Origin of the sequence: Mycobacterium sp. ACS4054 (genome assembly GCF_001667275.1) — a bacterium.
GTDB lineage: Bacteria > Actinomycetota > Actinomycetes > Mycobacteriales > Mycobacteriaceae > Mycobacterium.
The window spans coordinates 1-26,375 of the sequence record NZ_LZHV01000070.1 but is presented as its reverse complement, the minus strand read 5'-3'; the positions used below and the strand labels follow the sequence as shown (position 1 = coordinate 26,375).

The following is a 26,375-nucleotide window of genomic DNA, read 5'->3' as shown; positions in this document are numbered from 1 at the left end:
CGCGATGGACCTGGACGCGTTGGTGGCCAAGGCCTCGGCGATCCTCGACGACGCCACCGAGCCGTTCGTCGCCGGCCACCGCGCCGATTCGGCGGTGCAGAAGAAGGGCAACGACTTCGCCACCGACGTGGATCTGGCGATCGAGCGGCAGGTGGTCGGCGCGCTGGAGGAGACCACCGGGATCGGTGTGCACGGCGAGGAATACGGCGGGGCCGACGTCGACTCGGAATGGGTGTGGGTGCTCGATCCGGTGGACGGCACATTCAACTACGCGGCCGGGTCGCCGATGGCCGGGATCTTGCTGGGCCTGCTGCACAACGGCGATCCGGTGGCCGGGCTGACCTGGCTGCCGTTCGTGGATCAGCGCTACACGGCGGTGGTGGGCGGCCCCCTGATGAAAAACGGTGCGGCGCAACCGCCCCTGGCCCCCGTCGACCTGTCCGACGCGCTCGTCGGCGCCGGCTCGTTCAGCGCCGACGCGCGGGGCCGGTTCCCCGGGCGGTACCGGATCGCGGTGCTGGAGAACCTCAGCCGGGTCTCGTCGCGGTTGCGCATGCACGGTTCGACCGGCCTGGACCTGGCCTACGTGGCCGACGGCATCCTCGGCGCCTCGATCAGTTTCGGCGGGCACGTGTGGGATCACGCCGCCGGGGTCGCGCTGGTCCGGGCGGCCGGGGGCGTAGTCACCGACATCCACGGCGAACCGTGGACGCCCGCGTCCGACTCGGCGCTGGCCGCGGGGCCCGCCGCGCACGCCGAGATACTCGAATTGCTGCGCGGCACCGGCCGGCCGGAGGACTACTGACGTGTCCGCCGGCAATGGTCTTGCGGTGCGGGTGATCCCGTGCCTGGATGTCGACGCCGGCCGGGTGGTGAAGGGCGTCAACTTCGAAAACCTGCGCGACGCGGGCGATCCCGTCGAGCTCGCCGCGGCCTATGACGCCGAGGGCGCCGACGAGCTCACGTTTCTCGACGTGACCGCGTCGTCGTCAGAGCGATCGACCATGCTGGACGTCGTGCGGCGCACGGCCGAGCAGGTGTTCATCCCGCTGACCGTCGGCGGCGGGGTACGCACGGTGGCCGACGTCGACGTGTTGCTGCGCGCCGGGGCCGACAAGGTCTCGATCAACACCGCCGCCATCGCCCGGCCCGACCTGCTCGAGGAAATGGCAAGGCAGTTCGGGTCGCAATGCATCGTGCTGTCCGTGGACGCCCGCACGGTGCCGCCCGACTCGCCCCCGACACCGTCGGGCTGGGAGGTCACCACCCACGGCGGGCGCCGTGGGACGGGGATCGACGCCGTCGAATGGGCCTCGCGCGGCGCCGATCTCGGGGTGGGTGAGATTCTGTTGAACTCGATGGACGCCGACGGCACCAAGGCCGGGTTCGATCTGCCGATGCTCAAAGCGGTGCGTTCGGCGGTCACGGTGCCGGTGATCGCGAGCGGCGGCGCCGGGGCCATCGAACACTTCGCACCCGCCGTCGCCGCCGGCGCCGATGCGGTGTTGGCGGCCAGCGTCTTTCACTTCCGCGAGTTGACCATCGGGCAGGTCAAGGCGGCCATGGCGGCGGAAGGGATCACCGTGCGATGACGCTCGACCCGCAGATCGCCGCCCGGCTGAAGCGCAACGCCGACGGCCTGTTCACCGCCGTGGTGCAGGAGCGCGGCACCGGCAACGTGCTGATGGTCGCCTGGATGGACGACGCCGCGCTGGAACGCACGCTGGAAACCCGTGAGGCGACGTACTTTTCGCGGTCTCGCGGCCAGCAGTGGGTCAAGGGGGCGACGTCGGGGCACACCCAATACGTGCACTCGGTGCGACTGGACTGCGACGGCGATGCCGTGCTGCTGACGGTCGACCAGGTCGGCGGCGCCTGCCACACCGGCGACCACAGCTGCTTCGACGCCGATGTGCTGCTGCGACCCGAGGCCTAGCCCGGCGCCGAGTCCAGCCCGTTGGCCGCGGCGATCGCGGCGCGGGCCCACTCGTGCCGCGCCACGGCGGGCTCGATGCGACGGCGGATCAGTTCGACGTCGATGGCCGTCCTGTTGACCACCGCGTCCGGCACGCGAAACGAGAACGTCGACTCCCCGGTGGCGACGGCCAGGATGGCATCGCTGTCGGTGAAACCGTTGGCGCGCATGGCGTCCTCGGCCCACCGGAAGGGTTTGCGGCCGCCGAAGTCGTTGACGTAGACCACCCAGAGCCGGGTGCCCCGCCCGTCGTAGAGCTTGGTCAGCGCCCGGTTCACCGCGTCGGATTCGAGCGGGCCGAGCACGCCCGCCCGATCGGTGAGCTGCCCCGACAGCTTGAGCGCGGGGGCCGGAGCCGGCGGGGCCGTCGACGTCGGAGGGGCATTCGTGGTCGGCTGGTTGGCGTGGCCGCGAACCAGCAGGATGCCGACGACGGCGGCGATTCCGACCAACGCGATGGCGATCAGTGCCGCCACCAGTGTCGTCGAACCCGACCGGCCGCCCCGCGGCGGCGACGGCGCGGGTTCCATTGGTGCGGAAGGGGTTTCGTGCTGGGGGGCGCTGACGTCGGGCGTTGACGCGACGACTTCGGTGGGCGCCGCGATGACTTCGGTGCGTCCCGCGCCGTCGAGGCGCCCGGCTAGCGCGGCGGCGAAATCCGCGCAGCTGGCGTACCGCTCGCTCGGGTGCTTGGCGAGGACCTTCGCGATGACCGGGTCGAGCGCGGCCAGGTCGGGCCGCGACTGGCTGAGGCGCGGCGGCGGCGCGGACAGGTGCTGGCTGATGACCACCGCGGGATTGGAGTGGTGGAACGGCGCCGTGCCGGTCAGCAGGTTGTTCGCGGTGCAACCCAGCGCGTATTGGTCGGTGCTGGCGTCCAGCTCCGCGCCCTGCAGTTGCTCGGGGGAGCAGTAGGCGGTGGTGCCCACCAACATGTTCGTCGCCGTGAGCCCGCTGATCTCGTCCAGCTCGCGGGCGATTCCGAAATCGGCGAGCAGGATCCGGCGCCTGTTGGCCTGCGGGGAGCCCAGCAGGATGTTGGCGGGCTTGACGTCACGATGCAGCAGTCCGCGGGCGTGCGCGTAATCCAGCGCATCGGCCACCGCGGAGACGATCTCGACGACGTGGGCCGCGGGCATGCCGGCCGGATACTGCTCGCGCAGCAGCTGTGCGGCGTCGGTCCCCTCGACGTAGTCCATCGAAATCCACAGTTGCCCTTCGTATTCCCCGCGGTCGTGGATTCCGACGATGTGCTCGTTGTACAGGTTCGCGGCCAGATCGGCCTCGCGGTTGAAGCGCTGGCGGAATTCGTCGTTCTCGGTCAGCTCGCCGGGCAGGACCTTGAGCGCGTCGCGGCGGGGCAGCCTCGGGTGCTGTGCGAGATACACCTGCCCCATGCCGCCGGCCCCCAGGCGCCGCACGATCGTGTAACCGGCGAACACCTCTCCTTCCTGGAGGCCCTCGGTCTTCGGCATGTGAGCATGCTACTGAGACCGCCGTTGCACGGGCCGGTAATTCGGGACCGCGATCGGGCCGCTGCTTGCCGTTGCCGTGCCGGCCGTGATTTGGGGCGAGAAGCCGGCCCCACCACCGGCATCTAAATCGCGGTGCGACGCCGCCGCCGGGATGCGGCCAGGAAGTCGGTCCACGACACCACGTCGGAGTGCTGCCTGAGCAGGGCACGTCGCTGCCGTTCGGTCATCCCGCCCCAGACACCCCACTCGAGCCGGTTGTCGAGCGCTTCGGCGCCGCATTCCAGGATCACCGGGCAGTGCCGGCAGATCGCCGCGGCTCTTCTCTGGGCGGCGCCGCGAACGAACAACCCATCCGGGTCGCCGGTGCGACATAGTGCTTTGGAAACCCAGGCGTCGCGTTCCTCCGACTGCACACTGCGGAGATGGTCTCGAATCGGGTTGCTGGCGCCGCTTTCTGCGGTCATTCGGGCAGCTAACACTGCTTCCCCCTGTGCTACGGCCACGCTGATAGCTCAGCGTCCGGATATGCGTGTTTTGACTTCGTTCCGGCCGAGCCCGAGTAGTGCCGAGGCGAATGTTGTGACCGTATGAAACGCCGGCGGGCAAGCGTTAGGGGCTTTTGTCGCAGACGTCCGAGGACTTTGGGCTCAAGGGCGTCCCGCGCGGGTCGGCGCGCCGGGGCGAAGTCCGAAGTCGACCGATCGGGTGCCTTCGATGAGAATGGCGGTCGATGTTGAGTCGGGTGTCGTGGACCGCGGTCGTGCCGCTGCTTGCCGTCGCCGTGCTGGCCGTGATCTGGGGCGAGAAGCTGGGCCCGACGCTGGTCGCGCTGGCGGCGGCATTGCTCATCGGCGCCGTCCTGGCCGCCGTGCATCACGCGGAGGTGGTCGCGGCCCGGGTCGGAGAGCCGTTCGGCTCGCTGGTGCTCGCGGCGGCGGTGACGGTGATCGAGGTGGCGCTGATCGTCTCGCTGATGGCGTCCGGGGGCAACGAGGCCGCGACGCTGGCCAGGGACACCGTGTTCGCGGCGGCGATGATCACCACCAACGGCATCGCGGGGTTGTCGCTGCTGCTCGGCTCCCGCCGCTACGGCGTCACGCTGTTCAACGCCGAGGGCAGTGGCGCCGCGCTGGCCACGGTCACCACGCTGGCGACGCTGAGCCTGGTGCTGCCCGCGTTCACCACCAGCCAAGTGGGCAAGGAGTTCTCGCCGGGCCAGCTGGCATTCGCGGCGGTCGCGTCGCTGCTGGTGTACCTGGTGTTCGTCTTCACGCAGACGGTGCGCCACCGCGACTTTTTCCTGCCGATCGCCCAGAAGGGCCAGCGCAAGCGGCTGTTCGAGGACGAGAGTCACGCCGAACCGCCGGGCCGCGGCGCCGCCCTGGGCAGCCTGGGGCTGCTGCTGGTGGCGCTCGTCGCGGTGGTGGGGCTGGCCGAGGAGGAATCGCCGGCCGTCGAGCGCGCGGTGACCGCCGTCGGGTTTCCGCAGTCCTTCGTCGGCGTGGTGATCGCCGCGCTGGTGCTGCTGCCGGAGACCCTGGCGGCCGCGCGCGCCGCGCGCCAGGGCCGCATCCAGACCAGCCTCAACCTGGCGTACGGCTCGGCGATGGCCAGCATCGGGCTCACCATCCCGGTGATCGCGCTGGCGTCCATCTGGCTCAAGGGGCCACTGGTGCTCGGCCTGGGCCCCATTCAGCTGGTGCTGCTGGCGCTGACCGTCGTGATCAGCATGCTGACGGTCGTTCCCGGGCGCGCCACCCGGCTGCAGGGCGAGCTGCATCTGGTGCTGCTCGCCGCGTACGTGTTCCTGGCGATCAGCCCGTAGGCGCCGACCGGCCGCGCAGCGTCTCGAGCGCCTTGTCGGCGTGGGTGTCCATGCTGAACTCGCTGGAAATCACGTTGAGCACGGTGCGATCGGTGTCGATGACGAAGGTCGTGCGCTTGACCGGCAGCAGCTTGCCGAGCAGGCCGCGCTTGACACCGAACTGCGTGGCGACGGTGCCCTCGGTGTCCGACAGCAGCGGATAGTCGAACTTCTGCATGTCGGCGAACTTGGCCTGCTTCTGCACCGGATCGGCGCTGATGCCCACCCGGTTGGCGCCCACGGCGGCGAATTCGGCGGCCAGGTCCCGGAAGTGGCAGGCCTCCTTGGTGCAGCCGGGCGTCATCGCGGCGGGATAGAAGAACAGCACCACCGGCCCGCCGGCAAGCAGGTCGCTGAGCTTGCGGGGCGTTCCCGTCTGATCGGGAAGTTCGAAGTCCGCGACGGTGTCACCAGTTTTCATGGGCGTCAGGCTACGCCGCATGGCCTAAGCGGCCCATCTGCGAGGATGGTTCGGTGCACGCCCACCTCGCCGCGACGACCTCACGAGAGGACTTCCGCCAGCTCGCCGCCGAGCATCGGGTGGTTCCGGTGACCCGCAAGGTGCTGGCCGACAGCGAGACGCCGCTGTCGGCCTACCGCAAGCTCGCCGCCAATCGCCCGGGCACGTTCCTGCTGGAATCCGCCGAGCACGGCCGATCCTGGTCGCGTTGGTCGTTCATCGGTGCCGGGGCGCCGTCGGCGCTGACCGTCCGTGACGGCGAAGCGGTCTGGCTCGGCGCGGTGCCGCAGGACGCGCCCACCGGCGGCGACCCGCTGCACGCGCTGCGGGCCACCCTCGAGCTGCTGGCCACCGCGGCGCTGCCGGGGCTGCCGCCGCTGTCGGGGGGCATGGTCGGGTTGTTCGCCTACGACATGGTGCGGCGCCTGGAGCGCCTGCCCGAGCTGGCCGTCGACGACCTGCAGCTGCCGGACATGCTTTTGCTGCTCGCCACCGACGTGGCCGCCGTCGACCACCACGAGGGCACCATCACGCTGATCGCCAACGCGGTGAACTGGAACGGCACCGACGAGCGGGTCGACGAGGCCTACGACGACGCGGTCGCCCGCCTGGACGTGATGACCGCGGCGCTCGGCCAGCCGCTACCGTCCACGGTCGGCACGTTCGACCGGCCCGAGCCGCGCTATCGCGCGCAGCGCAGCGTCGAGGAGTACGGCAAGATCGTCGACTACCTCGTCGAGCAGATCGCCGCCGGCGAGGCCTTCCAGGTGGTGCCGTCCCAGCGCTTCGAGATGGACACCGACGTCGACCCGATCGACGTGTACCGGATGCTGCGCGTCACCAACCCCAGCCCCTACATGTACCTGATGCATGTCCCGAACGGCGCTGGGGGAATCGACTTTTCGGTGGTGGGCTCCAGCCCGGAGGCGCTGGTGACCGTAAACGACGGCTGGGCGATGACGCATCCGATCGCCGGAACCCGGTGGCGCGGGCAGACCGACGAGGAGGACCAGCTGCTGGAGAAGGAGCTGCTGGCCGACGAGAAGGAGCGGGCCGAGCACCTGATGCTGGTTGACTTGGGCCGCAACGACCTTGGCCGGGTCTGCGCGCCCGGCACCGTGCGCGTCGAGGACTACAGCCACATCGAGCGCTACAGCCACGTGATGCACCTGGTGTCGACGGTGACGGGGATGCTCGCCGAGGGCCGGACCGCCCTGGACGCCGTGACGGCCTGCTTCCCGGCCGGCACGCTGTCGGGCGCGCCGAAGGTGCGCGCCATGGAGCTGATCGAGGAGGTGGAGAAGACGCGCCGCGGCCTCTATGGCGGCGTGGTCGGCTACCTCGACTTCGCCGGCAACGCCGACTTCGCGATCGCCATCCGCACCGCGCTGATGCGCGACGGCACCGCCTATGTGCAGGCCGGCGGCGGTGTGGTGGCCGACTCCAACGGTCCGTACGAGTACACCGAGGCGTCCAACAAGGCGCGCGCCGTGCTCAACGCGATCGCCGCCGCCGAGACCCTGACCGCGCCCGACACCGGTCACCATGACTGAGGCGCGGCCGAATCGGCGGGCCCGGTTGGCCGTCCGGGTGGCGCAGGTGTTGCTGGTGCTGTCCGCGGCGGCGTTATGGGCGGCCTCGCGGCTGCCGTGGGTGGTGATCCGGTCGTTCGACGGGCTGGGACCGCCGCGCGAGGTGACGCTGTCCGGTGCGACCTGGTCGACGGCGCTGGTGCCGCTGGCGGTGCTGATGCTCGCGACGGCCGTGGCGGCGATCGCGGTGCGCGGCTGGCAGCTGCGGGTGCTGGCCGGGCTGCTGGCGCTGGCCAGCCTGGCGGTTGGATATCTCGGGGTCAGTTTGTGGGCGCTGCCCGACGTCGCGGTGCGCGGGGCCGACCTGGCGCACGTCGCGGTGATGTCGCTGGTGGGCAGCGAACGCCGGTACTGGGGCGCGGGCATCGCGGTGGCGGCCGCGGTGTGCACCCTGGTCGCGGCGGTGCTGCTGTTGCGGTCGGCCGGAGACTCCGGGTCGGCCCGGTTGAGCGCGGAAAAGTATGCGGCGCCGGCGACGCGCCGCTCAAATGTGCTACGCGACGAGGGTGACGGGGCGATGCTGGAGCAGCCGGAGACGCCGGAAATGTCGGAGCGGATGATCTGGGACGCGCTTGACGAGGGCGCCGACCCGACGGGGGACCCGACCGATCGCAAGTCGGACACCGAGGGTCGGTGACGGGCCGCAAGCCGAGTGCCGCTACCCTTCATTCACGTCGTCGCAATCGGCTATCAGATTGACGATGGGTGACCGCGGAAGGGAAGCAACAGGCATGAGTCCGGCTACCGTGCTTGACTCCATCCTCGAGGGAGTCCGGGCCGACGTCGCCGCGCGCGAAGCGCTCATCAGCCTGTCCGAAATCAAGGCCGCCGCCGCCGCGGCGCCGCCGCCGCGCGACGTGATGGCCGCCCTGCGCGAGCCGGGCATCGGTGTTATCGCGGAAGTCAAGCGGGCCAGCCCGTCCGCGGGTTCCCTGGCGACCATTGCCGATCCGGCGAAATTGGCTCGCGCGTACGAGGATGGCGGGGCCCGCATCATCAGCGTCCTGACCGAGGAGCGGCGGTTCCACGGATCGCTCGACGACCTCGACGCGGTTCGCGCCGCGGTCTCGATACCGGTGTTGCGCAAGGACTTTGTGGTCCAGCCGTATCAGATCCACGAGGCCCGCGCGCACGGCGCCGACATGTTGTTGCTGATCGTCGCCGCGCTGGACCAGTCGGCCCTGGTGTCGATGCTGGACCGCACCGAATCACTGGGCATGACAGCCCTTGTCGAGGTGCACACCGAGGAAGAGGCCGACCGGGCGCTGAAGGCCGGGGCCAACGTAATCGGTGTCAACGCGCGCGATCTCGCCACCTTGGAGGTCGACCGGGATTGCTTTGCGCGCATCGCTCCGGGCCTGCCCAGCAACGTGATCAGGATCGCCGAGTCCGGTGTCCGCGGCACCGGGGATCTGTTGGCCTACGCCGGCGCCGGCGCGGACGCCGTTCTGGTCGGCGAGGGTCTGGTCAAAAGCGGTGACCCGCGCGCCGCCGTCGCCGACCTGGTGACCGCGGGCACCCACCCGTCCTGTCCGAAACCCTCACGCTAGTCGTCGAGTCTTGAGCAGCACCGGCGCCGAAACGTTGAACCCCATGAGCCGTATCCGCGTAGAGCCTTGGTGATGGTCAATCTGTCCCGCCCGGACCTTCCCCTTCCGAGTGCAGCCGTCGCCGAACCCACCCCCCATGAACCTGACGCGGGTGGTCATTTCGGTGTGTACGGCGGCCGTTACGTCGCGGAGGCGTTGATGGCGGTGATCGAAGAGGTCACCGCCGCCTACGAGAAGGAACGCATCAACCCCGATTTCCTGGACACCCTGGACGACCTGCAGGCCAACTACGCCGGTCGGCCGTCGCCGCTGTACGAGGCCACCCGGCTCTCCGAGCACGCCGGTTCGGCGCGCATCTTCCTCAAACGAGAAGACTTGAACCACACCGGTTCTCACAAGATCAACAACGTCCTCGGTCAGGCGTTGCTGGCCAAGCGGATGGGCAAGAACCGGGTCATCGCGGAGACGGGCGCCGGGCAGCACGGCGTCGCCACCGCCACCGCGTGCGCGCTGCTGGGGCTGGACTGCGTCATCTACATGGGCGCCGTCGACACCGCGCGTCAGGCGCTCAACGTGGCGCGGATGCGGCTGCTGGGCGCCGAGGTCGTGTCGGTGCAGAGCGGCTCGAAAACGCTCAAAGACGCCATCAACGAGGCGTTTCGCGACTGGGTGACCAACGCCGATAACACCTACTACTGCTTCGGCACGGCGGCGGGCCCGCACCCCTTTCCGGCGATGGTGCGCGATTTCCAGCGCATCATCGGCCTGGAGGCGCGCGTGCAGATCCAGGCCCAGGCGGGCCGGCTGCCCGACGCGGTGGTGGCCTGCGTCGGCGGCGGATCCAACGCCATCGGCATCTTCCACCCGTTCATCGATGATCCGGGCGTGCGCCTGGTCGGCTTCGAAGCGGCCGGTGACGGGGTCGAAACCGGAAGGCACGCGGCGACTTTCGCCGGTGGTTCACCGGGCGCGTTCCAGGGCTCGTTCTCGTATTTGCTGCAGGACGAGGACGGCCAGACCATCGAATCCCATTCCATCTCAGCGGGTCTGGACTATCCCGGGGTGGGGCCCGAGCACGCGTATCTCAAAGAGATCGGGCGCGCCGAATATCGGCCGATCACCGACGCGGAGGCGATGGACGCGTTCGCGCTGCTGTGCCGCACCGAGGGCATCATCCCCGCGATCGAATCGGCACACGCGGTGGCCGGCGCGGTGAAGTTGGGCCTGGAGTTGGGGCGGGGCGCGATCATCGTGGTGAACCTGTCCGGCCGGGGCGACAAGGACGTCGAGACGGCCGCGAAATGGTTCGGCCTGATGGGGCCGGGCGAGCGGTGACCGTGGAACAGAAACAAGCCAGCAGGCTCGGGCCGGTCTTCGAGGCGTGCCGCAACGACAATCGCGCGGCCCTGATCGGCTACCTGCCCACCGGTTACCCCGACGTGCCGACCTCGGTGGACGGGATGCGCGCCCTGGTGGAATCCGGTTGTGACCTCATCGAAGTCGGGGTGCCCTATTCGGATCCGGGCATGGACGGGCCGACCATCGCCCGCGCCACCGAGGCCGCGCTGCAAGGGGGGGTGCGGGTGCGGGACACGCTCGCCGCGGTCGAGGCGATCAGCGCGGCCGGCGGGCGCGCCGTGGTGATGACCTACTGGAATCCCGTGTTGCGTTATGGGGTCGACGCGTTCGCGCGGGATCTCGCGTCGGCCGGCGGACACGGCCTGATCACCCCGGACCTCATCCCCGACGAAGCCGGACGGTGGCTGGCGGCAGCTGAGGAGCATCGGTTGGATCGCATTTTTCTGGTGGCGCCGTCGTCGACGCCGCAGCGCCTGGCGATGACGGTCGAGGCGTCGCGCGGATTCGTCTACGCTGCTTCCACGATGGGGGTAACCGGAGCGCGCGACGCCGTGTCGCATGCTGCGCCGGAATTGGTGCAGCGGGTCAAGGCGGTGTCGGACATACCGGTCGGCGTCGGGCTGGGGGTGCGGTCGCGGGAGCAGGCCGCCGAGATTGGCAGCTACGCCGACGGTGTCATCGTCGGTTCGGCGCTGGTGTCGGCGCTCGGAGACGGCGGGTTGCCCGCGGTGCGCGCGCTGACCGAGGAACTGGCCGCCGGTGTCCGGCAGCGGGCGGCGAGGAGATGACGATGCCGCCGACGTACTTCCCCAGCCCGCCCCAGGGGGTGTGGCACCTCGGGCCGCTGCCCATCCGCGCCTACGCGTTGTTCATCATCATCGGCATCGTGGTGGCGCTGCTGATCGGCGACCGCCGGTGGGAGGCCCGCGGCGGCCAGCGCGGCGTCATCTACGACATCGCGTTGTGGGTCGTGCCGTTCGGGTTGGTGGGCGGCCGGCTGTATCACCTGGCCACCGATTGGCGAACGTACTGGGGCCCGGGCGGCGCCGGCATCGGTGCGGCCGTGCGCATTTGGGACGGCGGGCTGGGCATTTGGGGCGCGGTGGCGCTCGGTTGCGTGGGCGCGTGGATCGCCTGCCGGCGCCGCGGCATTCCGCTGCCCGCCTTCACCGACGCGGTGGCCCCCGGCCTCGTTTTGGCGCAGGCCATCGGCCGGCTGGGCAACTACTTCAACCAGGAGCTCTACGGCCGCGAAACCACGCTGCCGTGGGGGCTGGAGATCTTCTATCGCCGAGACCCCTCGGGATACGTCGACCCGCACTCGTTGGACGGCGTCTCGACCGGGCAGGTGGCGCTCGTCGTGCAGCCGACGTTCCTGTACGAATTGATCTGGAACGTCCTGGTTTTCGCCATTCTGATCTACGCGGACCGGCGATTCACGCTGGGCCACGGGCGGCTGTTCGCGCTGTACGTGGCCAGCTATTGCATCGGGCGCTTCGGCGTCGAGTTGCTGCGCGATGACACCGCCACGCACATCGCGGGCATCCGGATCAATTCGTTCACATCGACTTTCGTGTTCATCGGGGCCGTGGTGTACATCATGGTGGCGCCCAAGGGGCGGGATGACCCCGAGAGCCTGCGTGGCAACGAGGAGGCCGCGGAGGAACCGGCGCGTGAGCTCGCGACCGTTGCCGCGGGCGGTGCGTCGACAGCGACGGTTGCGGCGGGCGCCGAGGACGGTGACGGCAAGGCGGACGAGGCCGAAGACGCCGACGAGGCCGAAGACGCCGACGAGGCCGAAGAGCCCGAAGCGGAAGAGCCCGAAGCTAACGAGACTGCGGCGGAAGAGCCCGAACCCGAAGAGCCCGAGGCAGAAGCGGAAGAGGCGGAAGAGCCCGAACCCGAAGAGCCCGAGGCAGAAGCGGAAGAGGCGGACGAGGCCGAAGCCGAAGAGCGCGAAGCCGAAGAACCTGAAGCCGAAGCCGAAGAACCCGAAGCCGAAGAAGCCGAACCCGACGAGCCCGAGCCGAAGCCGGCACACGACTCCGCCGAGCCGGCCGCGACCGCCGAGCCGTACAAGGAAACCCGCAGCCGCTGGCGGCTGCGCAGGAACCGGCCGTAGCACCGCTGGCGGCCGGCGCCGTCTGGCATGCTGAGAGCGTGACGCAAACCGATTCCGCCGGACAACCGGTGGAAAAGCGGCGTCAGCGCCGATACGTCGCCGCGGGTACCGCCGTGGTGCTGGGCGGCGCGCTCGGCTACGTCGGCCTGGTCGACCCGCACAACACGAATTCGGTGTACCCGCAGTGCCCCTTCAAATGGCTCACCGGCTGGAATTGCCCGTTCTGCGGTGGCCTGCGCATGACGCACGACCTGCTGCACGGCGACCTGGTCGCCGCCGTCAACGACAACATCTTCCTGCTGGTCGGCATCCCGCTGCTGGCCGGATGGCTGCTGGTGCGCCGGCGCCGCCGCCAACCGGCGCTGTCAACGCCGGCGTGGCTGGCGATGGCGGTCGCCGTCATCGCGTGGACGGTGCTGCGTAACCTGCCCGGCTTTCCGCTGTTTCCCGCGGTTTAGCGTGGCCGATCGCTCACCCGGCAACACCCCGTTCCGCCGGACCGCGGGGGGCCCACCCGACTATGCTGGTTCGGCGTGAGTAGACGCGGGAAGATCGTCTGCACCCTTGGCCCTGCGACGAATTCGGACGAGCTGATTCTGGCGCTGGTCGAGGCGGGAATGGACGTCGCCCGGTTGAACTTCAGTCACGGCGACTACTCCGACCACAAGGCGGCCTACGAGCGGGTGCGGGCCGCGTCCGACACCACCGGCCGCGCGGTCGGGGTGCTCGCCGATCTGCAGGGCCCCAAGATCCGGCTGGGGCGATTCGCCACCGGTTCCACCTACTGGGCCGACGGCGAAACCGTCTGCATCACCGTCGCGGATTGCGAGGGCACCCACGACCGGGTGTCGACCACCTACAAGAAGCTGGCCACCGACGCGACGGTCGGTGACCGGGTGCTGGTCGACGACGGCAAGGTGGGTCTGGTCGTCGACCGCATCGACGGCGACGACGTCATCTGCACCGTCGTCGAGGGCGGCCCGGTCAGCAACAACAAGGGCATCTCGCTGCCCGGCATGAACGTGTCCGCACCGGCCTTGTCGGAGAAGGATATCGAGGACCTCACCTTCGCGCTGGATCTCGGTGTCGACCTGGTCGCGCTGTCCTTCGTGCGCTCGCCGTCCGACGTCGAGTTGGTGCACGAGGTGATGGATCGCATCGGCCGCCGGGTGCCGGTGATCGCGAAGCTGGAAAAGCCGGAAGCCGTCGACAATTTGGAAGCGATCGTGCTGGCCTTCGACGCCATCATGGTGGCCCGCGGCGACCTCGGTGTCGAGCTGCCGCTCGAAGAGGTGCCGCTGGTGCAGAAGCGGGCCATCCAAATGGCCCGGGAGAACGCCAAACCCGTCATCGTGGCGACCCAGATGCTCGACTCGATGATCGAGAATTCCCGGCCGACGCGCGCCGAGGCCTCCGACGTCGCCAACGCCGTGCTCGACGGCGCGGACGCGGTGATGTTGTCCGGGGAGACGTCGGTGGGCAAGTACCCGCTGGCGGCCGTCCGCACCATGTCGCGCATCATCTGCGCCGTCGAGGACAACTCCACCGCCGCCCCGCCGCTGACGCACGTGCCGCGCACCAAGCGCGGGGTGATCTCGTATGCCGCCCGCGACATCGGCGAGCGCCTCGACGCCAAGGCGCTGGTCGCCTTCACCCAATCCGGGGACACCGTCAAGCGGCTGGCGCGCCTGCACACCCCGTTGCCGCTGCTGGCCTTCACCGCCTGGCCCGAGGTGCGCAGCCAACTCGCCATGACCTGGGGCACCGAGACGTTCATCGTCCCGATGATGACCTCCACCGACGGCATGATCCGCCAGGTCGACAAGTCGCTGCTGGAACTCGGTCGCTACAAGCGCGGTGACCTGGTGGTGATCGTGGCCGGCGCGCCACCTGGCACAGTAGGGTCGACCAACCTCATCCACGTGCACCGGATCGGGGAGGACGACGTCTAGCCGGACGACCCATAGGAGAGGCCGCGATCAGCACCAATTCTGATTTCGAGGAATTGCTGGCCATTCTCGACCTCAACCGGGTCGCCGACGACCGGTTCGTCGGGTCCCATCCCAGCAAGAACCCGATGCGGACATTCGGTGGCCAGCTGATGGCCCAATCGTTCGTGGCGAGCGGTCGCACGCTGGTTCGGGACGACCTGCCGCCCAGCGCGCTGTCCGTGCACTTCATCAACGGCGGCGACACCGGCAAGGACCTCGAATTCCACGTCACCCGCCTGCGCGACGAGCGGCGCTTCGCCAATCGGCGCGTCGACGCCGTGCAGGACGGCATGCTGCTGTCGTCGGCGATGATCTCCTACATGGCGGGCGGCCGCGGCCTCGAACACGGCGTCGACCCGCCGCAGGTGGGGGAGCCCGAAACGCAGCCGCCGATCGGCGAGCTGCTGCGCGGTTACGAGGAGACCGTCCCGCACTTCGTCAACGCGCTGCAGCCGATCGAATGGCGCTACACCAACGACCCGGCCTGGGTGATGCGCGAGAAGGGCGACCGGCTCCCGCACAACCGCGTGTGGATGAAGGCCGGCGGCCCGCTGCCCGGCGACCCGGTCCTGCACACCGCGACCATGGTGTATTCCTCGGACACCACGGTGCTGGACTCCGTGATCACCACCCACGGGCTGTCCTGGGGGTTCGACCGCATCTTCGCCGCCTCCGCCAACCATTCCGTCTGGTTTCACCGGCCGGTCAACTTCGACGACTGGGTGCTGTACTCGACGTCGTCGCCGGTGGCCGCGGACTCGCGCGGGCTGGGCACCGGTCACTTCTTCGATCGTTCCGGACAGCTGCTGGCGACGGTGGTGCAAGAAGGGGTGCTGAAATACTTTCCGCCGTCGGGCCGATAGACAGGGCGGAATACCCGCAGGACATCGGCGTGAATCGGGCCCGGCAGGGCCGGGATCGGGCGTAAGTTCATAGCAGCCGGGTATTCGGTGCAGCGGCGGCAACCAGCCGCCCAGCTGAAGCGTCAGCGCATCGGGAGGTGAGTGTGAGCGGGCCGGTGATCGACGTCGCAGCGAAAGCCCGCGCGCGCGAACGAGTGGTCGTCTCCGTCGATTCGCGGGCGGCCCGGCTGATCGGCGCCCTGGCGCTGTTGAGCGCCACCTGCTGGCTGGCCGAAATCCTGGTCCGCCACCACCACCAGCCGGCCTGGCACTACACCGATCGGTTGGCCTGGTCGCTGACGGTGCTGGTCGCGGTGGCGTGGATCGCCCGGGGCATCTTCCTGGGCCGGCCCGTGACGGCGTTGCACGCCGTGGCGGCGGCCCTGTTCGTGCTGGCGGGCCTCGGCCTGCACGTGCTGTCCTTCGACCTGCTTGGCGACCTGGTGATCGCCAGTTCGGGCATGGTGCTGATGTGGCCGACGTCGTCGCACCCGCGCCCCGAGGACCTGCCGCGGGTCTGGAAATTGATCCAGGCCACCAGGGACGACCCGCTCGCCCCGTTCACGATGCAGACCGGCAAGAGCTACCACTTTACCGCGGACGGCAACGCGGCGCTGGCCTACCGGACGCGCCTGGGCATCGCGGTGGTCAGCGGTGACCCGATCGGCGATGAGACCCGATTCCCCGAGCTGGTCGCCGACTTCGCAGCCATGTGCCACACCCACGGCTGGCGCATCGCGGTGGTCGGCTGCGGCGAGCGGCGGCTCGCCCTGTGGAACGACGCCGCGGTGATCGGACAGTCGCTGCGCGCCGTGCCGATCGGGCGCGACGTGGTCGTCGACGTCACCCGGTTCGACATGGTGGGTCGCAAGTTCCGCAACCTACGTCAGGCCGTCAAGCGTTCCCACAACTGCGGCGTCACCACCGAGATCGTCGCCGAACAGGAACTCGACGACAGGCGGCTCGCCGAGCTGACCGAGGTGGTGCGGTCGTCGAGCAAGGCGGCCCACGCCGACCGCGGCTTCCACATGAACCTGGACGGCGTGCTGGAGGGCCGGTTCCCGGGCATCCAGCTGATCATCGCCAGGGACGCCTCGGGCAAGGTGCAGGGATTTCACCGGTACGCGACGGCCGGCGGCGGCAGCGACATCACCCTCGACGTGCCGTGGCGCCGTCGCGGCGCGCCCAACGGCATCGACGAACGGCTCAGCATCGACATGATCACGGCCGGGAAAGAGATTGGGGCACAACGGCTTTCGCTGGCGTTCGCGGCCTTCCCGGAGATCTTCGACGAAAAGAACCGCAGCCGCCTGCAGCGGGTCTTCTATCGGTTGATCCATGTCCTCGACCCGTTGATCGCGCTCGAGTCGCTGTACCGGTACGTGCGCAAGTTCCACGCGCTGGATGCCCGGCGCTACGCGCTGGTCTCGATGACTCAGATCGTCGTGCTGTTGATCGTGCTGCTGTCGCTGGAGTTCATGCCGCGCCGGCGGCATCTCTGAGCGCATCGATGTGCAGTCGGCGACAGCCGATGTCGTCGGGCAAGTGATGAGTCGCCACCACCACGGCCCGATCGGCCGGCAACAGGGCGCCCGCCTGCCCCAGCAGCTCGCGCAGGATCGGTTCCGCGTCGGCGGCGTCCAGATGCTCGGTCGGCTCGTCGAGCAACACGATTCGGGCGGGTGAGAGCACGGCCCGCGCCAAGAGCAGACGTCGGCGCTGACCGCCCGAAAGCCCTTGTGCGCCACCGGTCAACACCGTCGACAGGCCGTCGGGCAAACCGGCGAGCCAGCCGCCCAGCCCGACGGCGTCCAGCGCGGCCGTCAACTCGTCGTCGCGGCAGTCGCCGCGGGCGACCAGCAGGTTGTCCCGGACGGTGGTGGCGAACAGGTGCGCGTCCTCGGCGAAAAAGCTGACGGCGCGGCGCAAGTCGTCCTCGTCGAACTCGGTCAGGTCGGTGCCGTCGAGCGTCACCCGCCCCTGCAGCGGCGGCAGCAGGCCGGCGAGGGTCATCAACAGCGTGGTCTTGCCGGATCCGCTGGGGCCGGTGACGGCCAGCCGCGAACTCGGCGGCAGGTCCAGCGTGACGCGGTACGACCGGGCCGCGGCGTGGCCGGACCGGATGTCGGCGGACAGCGTGGCGGCGGGCCCGGGCGGGGCGGCGGTGGGCTTTCCGGGTTTCGGGGCGTCGGTCGCGGTCAGGTCGAGCAGCCGGCGCGCGGCGATGCGCGAGCGCGTCAGCTGGACCGCGGCGGCCGGCAGGGGGGTCATCGCCTCGAACGCGGACAGCGGCAACAACATCAGGACGGCCAGCGTGGTGGGCGCGACCGATGGTGCCAAAGCGATGCCGGCCACCACCGCGCCCAGCACGCTGGCCCCGATCGCGGCCGTCGGCACGGCTTCGGCGACGGCGGCCGGCCTCGCGGCCGCGTCGAGGGCCGCACCCCAGGCGCGTTGGCCGCGTTGCGATTCGGCGATCACGCGGGGCAGCAGCCCGGCGACGCGAAGCTCGGGCGCGTGTTCCAGAGCGATCATCGCCGACGTGTCGCGCTCGGAATGATGCTGCCGGGCAACGCTTTCCTGCCTGGCCGCCGCGTTGGCGGCCAGCCGTGGGGCGACGACGCCCGCGATGAGCAGGCAGGCCGCCAGCACCGCCGCGGCGGGCGGCGAGATCACCGCGACAACCGCGGTCGCCGCCAGCGCCAGCACCCCCGCGACCCCGATCGGCACCACGGCACGCACCAGCACGTTGGCCAGCTCTTCGACGTCGGAGCCCACCCGGGTGACCAGTTCGCCGCTGTGCAGCCGGACGGCGGCGGCCGCCGGTCCGTGGGCCAGCCGGTGATAGATCCCCGACCGGGCGCTACCGGCCGCGCGCAGCGCGGCGTCGTGGGTCACCAATCGCTCGCAGTAGTGCAGCACGCCCCGCGAAATCGCGAACGCGCGCACCGCGACGGCCGCGATCGACAGGTCCAGCACGGGCGGCATCTGCCAGGCCCGCGTGATGAGCCAGGCCGACACGCCCGCCAACGCCAGCGCGCTGCCTAGCGACAGCGCGCCCAGCGCGACCGCCGCCAGGATGCGGGGGAGCCGCGGGCGCAGCAGCGGCAGGGCGGCCAACAACGGATCAGACCGGGGCATAACGCGCCCCCCTGCCGGCGACCACCTCCACCACCCGGTCACCGATGGCCAGCACCGGTGCGCGGTGCCCGACGACCACCACGGTGGCACCGGAACGGGCGCGGTCCACGATGGCCCGCAGCACCCGTTCCTCGGCGCGGGCGTCCAGGTGCGCGGTGGGCTCGTCGAGCAACAGCACCGCCGCGGACGACCCGAGCGCCCGGGCCAGGCCGAGCCGCTGCCGCTGACCCAGTGACAGGCCGACGCCGCCGCGACCGAGCGCGGTGTCCAGCCCGTCGGGCAGGTCGGCCAGCACGGCATCGAAACCGGATGCGGCGCAGGCGCTTTCGAGATCACTGAGGTCGCCGAAGAGCGCCAGGTTGTCCCGGACCGTGCCCGGGATCAGCGCCGGGCGTTGCGGCAGCCAGGACAGCTGGCGCCACCACGCGCCGGGCTCGAGATCGGCCACGTCGATGCCGCCCACCGTGACCCGGCCCGATGACGGCACGGTGATGCCGATGATCGCCTGAAGGGCCGTGCTTTTGCCGGCGCCATTGCTCCCGGTCAGCACCGTCACCGAGCCCGGTTCGATGAGCGCGGTGAGCCCGCACGGCGCGTCGCCGTCGCGCCCGGCCACGCCGAGCGCCTCGAGGCGGATCTCGGCGCCGCGGGCGGTCACCGTCCGATGTGGCGTCGTCGTTCGGGCCGGCTCGCCGATGAGCGCGAAGGCCCGGTCGGCGGCGGTCCTGCCGTCCTGCGCGGCATGGAATTCCACGCCGATCCGGCGCAACGGCCAATAGACATCGGGCGCCAGCAACAGCACCGTGAGACCGGTCGCCAGCGTCATCCCGCCGAACACCAGCCGCAGCCCGATCCCCACCGCGATCAGCGCGACGCCCAGCGTCGCCAGCAATTCCAGCACCAGCGCCGACAGGAAGGCGATCCGCAGCGTCGCCATCGCCGAGCGGCGATGCGCCGCAGCGAGTTCGGCGATCCGGCGCTCCGGGCCCCGGCCGCGGCCCAGGGCCCGCAGCGTGGGGATCCCGGCGATGAGATCGAGCAGCCGCCCCTGCAGCGTCGTCATGGCGGCCAGGGCCGCCGCGGACCGGTCGGCGGTCGCCAGGCCGATCAGCACCATGAAGATCGGGATGAGCGGCAGGGTGATCGCCACGATGGCCGCCGACTTGAGGTCGTACACCGCGATCACGGCGACCGTCGCCGGGGTCAGGGTCCCGGCGAGCAGCAACGTGGGCAGGTACCCGGTGAAGTACGGCCGCAGGCCGTCGAGACCCCGGGTGACCACCACCGCGGCGGCATCCCGTTGGGCGGCGAGCTCACCGGGCTGGCGGGCGGTCACCGCCGTCAGCACCTGACCGGACAGGTCGGCGATGACGGCGCTGGCGCCCCGCTGGCCCAACCGCGCTTGCAGCCAGTGCGCGACCGTGCGAATGGTCCACAGCAGCAGCAGAATCCACAACGGGCCGAGCCAGGCCCGCAGACCGGGCGCCCCGTGATCGCTCACCGCGCCGGCGACCACGCGCGCCAGCACGATCGCCGAGCCGATCGCGCAGCCGGAGATCACCACGCCGCAACAGACCGTGGCGCTCAGGTAGCGGCGCAAGGCCGTCGATGCCCGCCAGAGCCGCGGGTCCACGGGGCCCCGCGCTCGCGAGCCGGGTGCGCTCAGGACGCGCGCCTCGCCAGCCCGATGGACGGCGGTATCCGGTCCGCGGAAATCCGTTGCCGGAACACCCAATACGACCATGCCTGGTAGACCACCGTCAGCGGGGCCATGAACGCGGTCACCCACGTCATCACCTTGAGGGTGTACGGCGTCGACGAGGCGTTGTAGATCGTCAGGCTCCATTGCTTGTTCAGAGTGGAGGGCACCAGGTTGGGGTAGAGCGAGCCGAACAACAGGATCACCACGGCCACAACGACTATCGCGGTGCTCGCGAACGCCCAGCCGTCGGAGGCGCGCCGCCACACCAGCAGCACCGCTGTCAGCTGCGCCACCACCGCGACCGCCAGCACCAGCCAGGTCCACTGCTTGCCGTAGGCCAGCTGCGTCCAGATCCCGAATCCCGCAACCAGTGCGGTCGCCGGGACCGACAGCCACACCGCCAGCCGGTGGGCGTCGTCGCGGATGGAGCCGGAGGTCTTCAGCGAGATGAACACCGCGCCGTAGAACAGAAACAGCCCGGCCGTCGCCAAGCCGCCCAACAGGGTGTAGGCGTTGAGCACGTCGGTGACCGACAGGTGGACGTGGCCGGTCGCGTCCACGGGGAGGCCGCGGACCAGGATGGCGAACGCCACGCCCCAGAGGATGGCGGGCAGCCAGGAACCGGCGGCGATGCCGAAATCGGCCCAGCCCCGCCACTTCGTGTCGTCGACCTTGCCGCGCCACTCGATCGCCACCGCGCGCAAGATCATGCCGAACAGGATGGCCAGAAGCGGAAGATACAGCGTGGAGAACACCGTGGCATACCAGCCGGGGAACGCGGCGAACATCGCTGCGCCGCCGACGATCAGCCACACCTCGTTGCCGTCCCAGACCGGACCGATGGTGTTGAGCGCCGTGCGCCGGATGGGTTCGGTCTCGCCGACGCCGACCCGGGCGAGCGGTTCCATCAGCATGCCCACGCCGAAGTCGAAGCCCTCCAGGACGAAGAAACCGAGGAACAGCAACCCGATGATGCCGAACCACAACTGCTGCAGTCCCATCGGTCAGCTCCTTTCCGTGCTCGGGCCTAGTAGGCGAACGAAAGCGGCGCCACCTCGTCGTCGCCGGGCGCCGGCGCGGGCGCAGGTTCGGCGTCGTGTTCCCGCGGCCCCTCGGTGATGTACCGCTTGAGCAGCCAGAACCACAGGACCGCGAGCACCGCGTAGACGAGGGTGAAGGTGACCAGCGAGGTGATGACCATGCCGGGAGCCAGGTGTGAGACGGCCTCCCGGACGGTGAACCGAACCTGTTGGTCCCCGGTGGGATTCGGCGCGACGATCCATGGCTGCCTGCCCATTTCGGTGAACACCCACCCGGAGATGTTCGCCAGGAACGGCGTGGGAATGGTCACCAGCGCCAGCCACGACAGCCATCGCTGGTTGGGCACCCGGCCGCCGCGGGTGAGCCACAGCGCCGCCAGCGCGAACAACACCGGGACCGCCAGGAAACCGATCATCGCGCGGAACGACCAGTAGGTGACGAACAGGTTGGGCCGGTAGTCATTCGGGCCGAACCGCCCCTCGAAGTCCTGCTGGATGTTCCGGACGCCCTGCAGCGTCACGTCGCTGGTCCGGCCCTCGGCGAGGAACGGCAGCACGTAGGGCACCTCGATCACGCGGGTGATGCTGTCGCAGTTGTTGTGCGTGCCGACGGTGAGGATGGAGAAGTCCGGATCGGTTGCGGTGCTGCACAACGACTCCGCCGACGCCATCTTCATCGGTTGCTGCACGAACATCAGCTTGCCCTGGCGGTCGCCGGTGAAGAACAGGCCGACCGCGGCGAGCAGCACCACCCAGCAGCCGAGGATCGCCGCCGGGCGGAACATGGTGCGCGCATCCGATTCACCGGCAGGGGTCGCCGTCGCCGGGCGCCGTGACCGGACCAGGAACCACGCGCTGATGGCCGCGACGAACGTCCCGGCGGTCAGCAGCGCGCCGGTGACGGTGTGCGTAAACGCCCACCGCGCAGTGTTATTGCCCAGCAGCGCGGTGATGCTGTCCAGCTCGGCGCGGTGCGTCGCCGGGTTGTAGTGCGCGCCGACCGGGTGCTGCATGAACGAGTTCGCCACGATGATGAAGAACGCGGACACGTTGACGCCGATCGCGACGATCCAGATGCAGGCGAGGTGGATCAGCTTCGGCAGCCGGCCCCACCCGAAGATCCACAACCCGATGAACGTCGACTCGAAGAAGAAGGCGAACAGGCCTTCCATCGCGAGGGGCGCGCCGAAGATGTCGCCGACGAACCGCGAATACTCACTCCAGTTCATCCCGAACTGGAATTCCTGGACGATCCCCGTCGCCACGCCGATGGCGAAGTTGATCAGGAACACCTTGCCGAAGAACTTCGTGAGGCGGTACCACGCGGTGTTGCCGCTGGCCACCCACACCGTCTGCATGACGGCCAGCAGCGGTGCCAAACCGATGGTGAGCGGCACGAAGATGAAGTGGTAGACGGTAGTGATACCGAACTGCCACCGCGAAATATCGACGACATTCATCTGCCATCTCCCGAAACTGCGGAGCCGTACACACGGCTACTACGAAGTGTAGTAGAAGTGCCGGGGCCGGCGCTACCGGTCGCCCCTCAACCGGTCAGCGTCTGCGAAGCCTTGCGGATGCCGAAGGAGGAGATGATCTCGAAAATGCCGATCACCACGAACCACACGCCGACCACGAGGGCCAGCGTCACAATCGATTCCAGCGGCGAGGCGAGGACCACGATGCCGGCGAGCAGACTGATCACGCCGATGAAAATCGTCCAGCCCCGGCCGGGTAGGAGCGGGTCCTGGATGGCCGAGATCGTCGTGCCGACGCCGCGGAAGATGAACCCGATGCCAATCCAGATGGCCAGCAACAGGATTGCGTAGCCCTGACCGAAATGGCGAAACGCCAACAGCGCCAGGATGAGTGAGGCGGCACCGCTGATGAACAGCAGGATCCGGCTGCCCGCCGAGACATGCAGGCTGAAGGCGAAGAACACCTGTGCGGCGCCGGTGATCAGCAGGTAGACGCCGAAGGCGGTCGCGGCCACGACGATGGATATTCCGGGCCACGCCAGCACCAGGACCCCGAGGGCCAGCGACAGAATTCCCGACAACAGGGCCGATTTCCACAGGTGCGGCAACAGACTTGGAGCGGGGGGAGGTCCAGGTGTGGTTTGCATGGCCGCAGTGTGACACAAACGCCGCCCCCGGGATAGGGCACTTCGGTTACACGTTGGCGGTGCGCGAATCCGCGGCCAGCAGATCGGTGGGCGCGTCTGTGGTTTCGCGGGGCGCCTTACGCCCGATCAGGTACCAGGTGCGCATCAGGCCTTTGCCTTTGACGTCGATGTGGCCGCGCTCCTGCAGCACGAACTCGTCCCGCAGGCGCTCGTACATGGCCTCGGGCACCTGAATTCGGCCCGCCGAGTCGGTGGATTCCATCCGGGACGCGACGTTGACCGCGTCGCCCCACACGTCGTAGAAGAAGCGGCGCGAACCCACGACACCGGCGACGACCGGTCCGCACGCCATGCCCACCCGCAGCGGAACCGGGTTGCCGTGCGGATCCTGCAGTCCGGCCACGACATTGGCCATGGCGAGCGCGAAGTCCGCGAGCGCCTGGGCGTGGTCGGGCCGGGGGCGCGGTACGCCGCTGACCACCATGTAGGAGTCGCCGCTGACTTTGATCTTCTCGAGCCCGTGCTTGTCGACGAGCGCGTCGAAGGCGCCGTAGAGGCGGTCGAGGAAGCGCACCAGGTCCGCCGGTGCCGTGCCGCTGGCGCGCTCGGTGAAGCCGACGATGTCGGCGAACAGGACGGAGGCTTCGTCGTACTTGTCGGCGATGACGCCGCGGTCGGGCTCCTTGAGGCGCTCGGCGATGCTGGCCGGCAACATGTTGGCCAGCAGCGCCTCCGAGCGCTCGTACTGCGCCTCCATCACGGCCTCGGCGCGCGCGGTGTCCCGCAGGGCGAACCACACGGTGACGACGACCATCACCACGCTGGACACCGCCGTGACGACGAACCCGGCCGACTGGACCCAGGCCGGCTGCAGCCCGGTGTCGCGGGGGATCAGGAACTCGACGGCGATGATCAGGCCGGCGGCGACCGCGGCGAGCGCGGACGCCAACACGATGTGTTCGATCCCCAGCAGCAGCACGACGATGCACGCGCCCACCAGGAAGAAGAACTGGGCCCCCGACCCGGTGCCGACGTCCACACAGCTGGCGAACACCGACACGTAGGCCGCGCCCAGGAAGGTCAGCGGCGCAACCAGTTCGCCGAACCGCTGCAGCCACGGGACCATCGCGAAGACCATGGCGCCGAGGACGTTGATGGAACTCACCTGCCACAGCCACGTGCCGCTGAGGATCTGCACCAGCACGAAGCTCACGCTCACCATGACGGCGAGCCAGGCGGTGATGGTCAGGATCCGGGCCCGGCGGGCGGCGCTGGCCGCGTAGTGCTGATTGCGGTCGCGCGTCTGCGCCCGCACCGCTGCCACGCAGTCGGGGCGGCCCGATGAGCCATCTGCCACCCGTGGGGCGCCGCACTTCTTAGCCGCCACGCTGACAGCGTAACCGCTGACCTCGGTGTTTGTCGGCCCCTGGACCGAGGAATCGCCGCCGCGGGGCCGGGGCGGAGGCCGCGTCGGCACCCGGCCGTATCGGGTGCAAAAAAAATTCCGAAAAAAATTCGCGTTTGGGGTGTTCAAAAATTTGTCCGAAGTGTTATTAAACATATGTCGGGCTGTGAAGTGGGTCGCGTGTTCCTCTAACCAAAGGGGCCCATCATGGGGATTCTCAGCAAGAAGATCGGGCTCGTGCTGGTTCTGGCGGGAATTGCGATGGCGACCCCCGCGTGCGGGGTGGGATGTGGCGGCGCGGCCTCGTTGTTGCGGGTGGCAACCGACTCCATGCAGAGCGATCCGATGCAGGTCAACGTGGTGCACTCCGAAGAACAGGTGTGCATCAGCCGCTGACTAGGCGGCTCGCCCAGGCCCCTGGGAAGGGCCGCGGCGACGGTCGAGTTTCGGATCTTCTGCCCGCGGGGTGGAGTCGGTCGCCAATAAATCCGGCCCGCGCGTGCCGCCATCGCGAAATAAATTGAATTCATCGCGGGCGCCAAATTCATGCCGGGCGCAAAATGCGCGAAGTATTTAAATTCGCGGAAGTCCATACCTTTGGCACGCATTTGGCGCCATTTACCGCACCCACGCTTTGGTGTGGCTGGAGAGCCGCTACTTGAGTACCGGAAAGCGGCCGGCTAGCCCCAACCCGGTTTGCCGGATGCGGGGGCGGGGAGGCGCCGATTGCGCACTAGGGGCGAGTGCCGTGGTGGTGCCCTCGGTGAGATTCGAACTCACACTGGACGGGTTTTGAATCCGTTTCCTCTGCCAGTTGGGATACGAGGGCTGGCCGGCCTCCTACCTTAGAGGCAGCCTCCCACCTTAGAGGATCAGGCGCGGGCGGCCGTCTGACCGCCCCCGAGGTCGCTGGTTCGAGGCGTTCACGACACAATGTCCGTCATGACAGGCCCCACGACCGACACCGACGCCGCCGTGCCGCGCCGGGTCCTGATCGCGGAAGACGAAGCGCTCATCCGAATGGACCTCGCCGAGATGCTGCGAGAGGAGGGTTACGAGATCGTCGGGGAGGCCGGCGACGGGCAGGAAGCCGTCGAGCTGGCCGAGCAGCATCAACCCGACCTGGTGATCATGGACGTGAAGATGCCACGGCGCGACGGGATCGACGCCGCGTCGGAGATCGCCAGCAAGCGCATCGCGCCGATCGTCGTGCTGACCGCGTTCAGCCAGCGCGACTTGGTCGAGCGCGCCCGCGACGCCGGGGCGATGGCCTACCTGGTGAAGCCGTTCACGATCAGCGACCTGATTCCGGCTATCGAATTGGCGGTCAGCCGGTTCAGCGAGATCACCGAGCTGGAACGCGAAGTGGCCACGCTGTCCGACCGGCTGGAGACCCGCAAGCTCGTCGAGCGCGCCAAGGGCCTGCTGCAGACCAAACAGGGCATGACCGAGCCCGAGGCGTTCAAGTGGATTCAGCGCGCCGCGATGGATCGGCGGACCACGATGAAGCGGGTGGCCGAGGTCGTGCTGGAAACCCTCGGCTCCGAGGACGAGTAGCCCTCGCGCCCTGAGCGCAAGCCCGAAGCCGCTTAGCGCTAGCTGTACTCAGCCATCAGGTTGGTCGCAGTCGGCTGATCGGGGGTAGTCCTGCGAGTGCGCTGTGGCGTCGTTG

The 26,375-nt window shown here is 69.3% G+C and carries 24 protein-coding genes, 1 tRNA gene and 1 pseudogene; 16 read left to right on the top strand and 10 right to left on the bottom strand.

Features of this window, described 5'->3' with window-relative positions; all coding sequences use genetic code 11:
- Positions 1–4: 4 nt before the first annotated feature.
- From A5730_RS22045 to hisI, 3 genes are read left to right on the top strand one after another with little or no spacing between them, the layout of a single operon-like run.
- Positions 5–805, top strand: a complete 801-nt coding sequence (locus tag A5730_RS22045; protein ID WP_067905309.1) for an inositol monophosphatase family protein — start codon at positions 5–7, stop codon at positions 803–805.
- A gap of 1 nt (position 806) precedes the next feature.
- On the top strand, positions 807–1,592 hold the full coding sequence (hisF, locus tag A5730_RS22040) for an imidazole glycerol phosphate synthase subunit HisF (protein ID WP_067905307.1): 786 nt from the start codon (positions 807–809) through the stop codon (positions 1,590–1,592).
- On the top strand, positions 1,589–1,936 hold the full coding sequence (hisI, locus tag A5730_RS22035; RefSeq protein ID WP_067905305.1) for a phosphoribosyl-AMP cyclohydrolase: 348 nt from the start codon (positions 1,589–1,591) through the stop codon (positions 1,934–1,936). The genes hisF and hisI overlap by 4 nt, the downstream gene beginning before the upstream one ends.
- On the opposite strand, the gene A5730_RS22030 is transcribed toward hisI, so the two are convergent.
- Entirely contained in the window at positions 1,933–3,450 is a 1,518-nt protein-coding gene (locus tag A5730_RS22030) for a serine/threonine-protein kinase (protein WP_067905303.1), read from the bottom strand. The two genes, hisI and A5730_RS22030, sit on opposite strands and share 4 nt — an antisense overlap.
- Before the next feature lie 122 nt (positions 3,451–3,572).
- A complete protein-coding gene (locus tag A5730_RS22025; protein ID WP_067905301.1) occupies positions 3,573–3,914 on the bottom strand; it encodes a WhiB family transcriptional regulator in 342 nt (113 codons plus the stop codon).
- A 266-nt stretch (positions 3,915–4,180) separates the two neighbouring features.
- Here A5730_RS22025 and A5730_RS22020 point away from each other — a divergent pair, with 266 nt between their 5' ends.
- Positions 4,181–5,275, top strand: a complete 1,095-nt coding sequence (locus A5730_RS22020) for a calcium:proton antiporter (protein ID WP_067905298.1) — start codon at positions 4,181–4,183, stop codon at positions 5,273–5,275.
- On the opposite strand, the gene A5730_RS22015 is transcribed toward A5730_RS22020, so the two are convergent.
- Positions 5,265–5,735: a peroxiredoxin gene (locus A5730_RS22015; protein ID WP_067905296.1), complete on the bottom strand. Its 471-nt coding sequence runs from the start codon at positions 5,733–5,735 to the stop codon at positions 5,265–5,267. The genes A5730_RS22020 and A5730_RS22015 overlap by 11 nt on opposite strands.
- Before the next feature lie 53 nt (positions 5,736–5,788).
- Here A5730_RS22015 and A5730_RS22010 point away from each other — a divergent pair, with 53 nt between their 5' ends.
- From A5730_RS22010 to A5730_RS21965, 10 genes are all read left to right on the top strand, one after another.
- A complete protein-coding gene (locus tag A5730_RS22010; protein ID WP_067905294.1) occupies positions 5,789–7,327 on the top strand; it encodes an anthranilate synthase component I in 1,539 nt (512 codons plus the stop codon).
- A complete protein-coding gene (locus A5730_RS22005; RefSeq protein WP_067905292.1) occupies positions 7,320–8,003 on the top strand; it encodes a TIGR02234 family membrane protein in 684 nt (227 codons plus the stop codon). The genes A5730_RS22010 and A5730_RS22005 overlap by 8 nt, the downstream gene beginning before the upstream one ends.
- 94 nt (positions 8,004–8,097) lie before the next feature.
- Positions 8,098–8,916 carry an indole-3-glycerol phosphate synthase TrpC gene (trpC, locus tag A5730_RS22000; protein ID WP_055404126.1) on the top strand — a complete coding sequence of 273 codons (819 nt, stop codon included), beginning with the start codon at positions 8,098–8,100 and terminating at the stop codon, positions 8,914–8,916.
- A 72-nt stretch (positions 8,917–8,988) separates the two neighbouring features.
- Positions 8,989–10,251 (top strand): tryptophan synthase subunit beta, encoded by a 1,263-nt coding sequence (gene trpB / locus A5730_RS21995; RefSeq protein ID WP_067905290.1) that lies wholly within the window; start codon positions 8,989–8,991, stop codon positions 10,249–10,251.
- A complete protein-coding gene (trpA, locus tag A5730_RS21990) occupies positions 10,218–11,063 on the top strand; it encodes a tryptophan synthase subunit alpha (RefSeq protein ID WP_156745892.1) in 846 nt (281 codons plus the stop codon). Before trpB ends, trpA begins: the two co-directional genes overlap by 34 nt.
- Positions 11,060–12,397 carry a prolipoprotein diacylglyceryl transferase gene (locus A5730_RS21985; RefSeq protein ID WP_067905287.1) on the top strand — a complete coding sequence of 446 codons (1,338 nt, stop codon included), beginning with the start codon at positions 11,060–11,062 and terminating at the stop codon, positions 12,395–12,397. Before trpA ends, A5730_RS21985 begins: the two co-directional genes overlap by 4 nt.
- Before the next feature lie 38 nt (positions 12,398–12,435).
- On the top strand, positions 12,436–12,855 hold the full coding sequence (locus A5730_RS21980; RefSeq protein WP_067905286.1) for a DUF2752 domain-containing protein: 420 nt from the start codon (positions 12,436–12,438) through the stop codon (positions 12,853–12,855).
- A 75-nt stretch (positions 12,856–12,930) separates the two neighbouring features.
- Positions 12,931–14,349 carry a pyruvate kinase gene (gene pyk, locus A5730_RS21975; protein ID WP_067905284.1) on the top strand — a complete coding sequence of 473 codons (1,419 nt, stop codon included), beginning with the start codon at positions 12,931–12,933 and terminating at the stop codon, positions 14,347–14,349.
- Between the two features lie 26 nt (positions 14,350–14,375).
- Positions 14,376–15,251, top strand: coding sequence for an acyl-CoA thioesterase II (locus A5730_RS21970; protein ID WP_156745891.1), 876 nt, complete (start codon positions 14,376–14,378; stop codon positions 15,249–15,251).
- A gap of 143 nt (positions 15,252–15,394) precedes the next feature.
- Entirely contained in the window at positions 15,395–16,792 is a 1,398-nt protein-coding gene (locus tag A5730_RS21965; RefSeq protein ID WP_067905278.1) for a bifunctional lysylphosphatidylglycerol flippase/synthetase MprF, read from the top strand.
- On the opposite strand, the pseudogene cydC reads toward A5730_RS21965, so the two are convergent.
- From cydC to A5730_RS21935, 6 genes and pseudogenes are all read right to left on the bottom strand, one after another.
- Positions 16,726–18,431: pseudogene (gene cydC, locus A5730_RS21960) on the bottom strand (thiol reductant ABC exporter subunit CydC). The gene A5730_RS21965 and the pseudogene cydC overlap by 67 nt on opposite strands.
- Positions 18,418–20,031 (bottom strand): thiol reductant ABC exporter subunit CydD, encoded by a 1,614-nt coding sequence (cydD, locus tag A5730_RS21955; protein ID WP_067905273.1) that lies wholly within the window; start codon positions 20,029–20,031, stop codon positions 18,418–18,420. Before cydD ends, cydC begins: the two are co-directional and overlap by 14 nt.
- 62 nt (positions 20,032–20,093) lie before the next feature.
- Entirely contained in the window at positions 20,094–21,134 is a 1,041-nt protein-coding gene (gene cydB / locus A5730_RS21950; RefSeq protein ID WP_067905270.1) for a cytochrome d ubiquinol oxidase subunit II, read from the bottom strand.
- Between the two features lie 26 nt (positions 21,135–21,160).
- Positions 21,161–22,633 carry a cytochrome ubiquinol oxidase subunit I gene (locus A5730_RS21945; RefSeq protein ID WP_067905267.1) on the bottom strand — a complete coding sequence of 491 codons (1,473 nt, stop codon included), beginning with the start codon at positions 22,631–22,633 and terminating at the stop codon, positions 21,161–21,163.
- Between the two features lie 86 nt (positions 22,634–22,719).
- Positions 22,720–23,316 carry an HdeD family acid-resistance protein gene (locus tag A5730_RS21940; protein WP_156669603.1) on the bottom strand — a complete coding sequence of 199 codons (597 nt, stop codon included), beginning with the start codon at positions 23,314–23,316 and terminating at the stop codon, positions 22,720–22,722.
- A gap of 28 nt (positions 23,317–23,344) precedes the next feature.
- Positions 23,345–24,685, bottom strand: a complete 1,341-nt coding sequence (locus A5730_RS21935) for an adenylate/guanylate cyclase domain-containing protein (RefSeq protein WP_067905410.1) — start codon at positions 24,683–24,685, stop codon at positions 23,345–23,347.
- Between the two features lie 225 nt (positions 24,686–24,910).
- Here A5730_RS21935 and A5730_RS21930 point away from each other — a divergent pair, with 225 nt between their 5' ends.
- Entirely contained in the window at positions 24,911–25,099 is a 189-nt protein-coding gene (locus A5730_RS21930; protein WP_067905263.1) for a hypothetical protein, read from the top strand.
- Between the two features lie 356 nt (positions 25,100–25,455).
- On the opposite strand, the gene A5730_RS21925 is transcribed toward A5730_RS21930, so the two are convergent.
- Positions 25,456–25,532 (bottom strand) — tRNA-Leu (locus A5730_RS21925).
- Positions 25,533–25,645: 113 nt separating this feature from the next.
- Here A5730_RS21925 and A5730_RS21920 point away from each other — a divergent pair.
- The gene (locus A5730_RS21920; protein ID WP_156669602.1) at positions 25,646–26,260 is read left to right on the top strand and encodes an ANTAR domain-containing response regulator; all 615 of its coding nucleotides are present in this window, start codon (positions 25,646–25,648) and stop codon (positions 26,258–26,260) included.
- Positions 26,261–26,375: the final 115 nt, after the last annotated feature.

Bases quoted from the DNA above. Each gene is read 5' to 3' on its own strand.
- A5730_RS22045 (WP_067905309.1), top strand. From the start codon at position 5: ATGGACCTGGACGCGTTGGTGGCCAAGGCCTCGGCGATCCTCGACGAC.
- A5730_RS21930 (WP_067905263.1), top strand. From the start codon at position 24,911: ATGGGGATTCTCAGCAAGAAGATCGGGCTCGTGCTGGTTCTGGCGGGA.
- A5730_RS21920 (WP_156669602.1), top strand. From the start codon at position 25,646: ATGACAGGCCCCACGACCGACACCGACGCCGCCGTGCCGCGCCGGGTC.
- cydB (WP_067905270.1), bottom strand. From the start codon at position 21,134: ATGGGACTGCAGCAGTTGTGGTTCGGCATCATCGGGTTGCTGTTCCTC.
- A5730_RS21945 (WP_067905267.1), bottom strand. From the start codon at position 22,633: ATGAATGTCGTCGATATTTCGCGGTGGCAGTTCGGTATCACTACCGTC.
- trpA (WP_156745892.1), top strand. From the start codon at position 10,218: ATGGTTCGGCCTGATGGGGCCGGGCGAGCGGTGACCGTGGAACAGAAA.
- hisI (WP_067905305.1), top strand. From the start codon at position 1,589: ATGACGCTCGACCCGCAGATCGCCGCCCGGCTGAAGCGCAACGCCGAC.
- A5730_RS22005 (WP_067905292.1), top strand. From the start codon at position 7,320: ATGACTGAGGCGCGGCCGAATCGGCGGGCCCGGTTGGCCGTCCGGGTG.
- A5730_RS22015 (WP_067905296.1), bottom strand. From the start codon at position 5,735: ATGAAAACTGGTGACACCGTCGCGGACTTCGAACTTCCCGATCAGACG.
- A5730_RS22020 (WP_067905298.1), top strand. From the start codon at position 4,181: ATGTTGAGTCGGGTGTCGTGGACCGCGGTCGTGCCGCTGCTTGCCGTC.
- A5730_RS22025 (WP_067905301.1), bottom strand. From the start codon at position 3,914: ATGACCGCAGAAAGCGGCGCCAGCAACCCGATTCGAGACCATCTCCGC.
- trpC (WP_055404126.1), top strand. From the start codon at position 8,098: ATGAGTCCGGCTACCGTGCTTGACTCCATCCTCGAGGGAGTCCGGGCC.
- A5730_RS21985 (WP_067905287.1), top strand. From the start codon at position 11,060: ATGACGATGCCGCCGACGTACTTCCCCAGCCCGCCCCAGGGGGTGTGG.
- A5730_RS22030 (WP_067905303.1), bottom strand. From the start codon at position 3,450: ATGCCGAAGACCGAGGGCCTCCAGGAAGGAGAGGTGTTCGCCGGTTAC.
- trpB (WP_067905290.1), top strand. From the start codon at position 8,989: ATGGTCAATCTGTCCCGCCCGGACCTTCCCCTTCCGAGTGCAGCCGTC.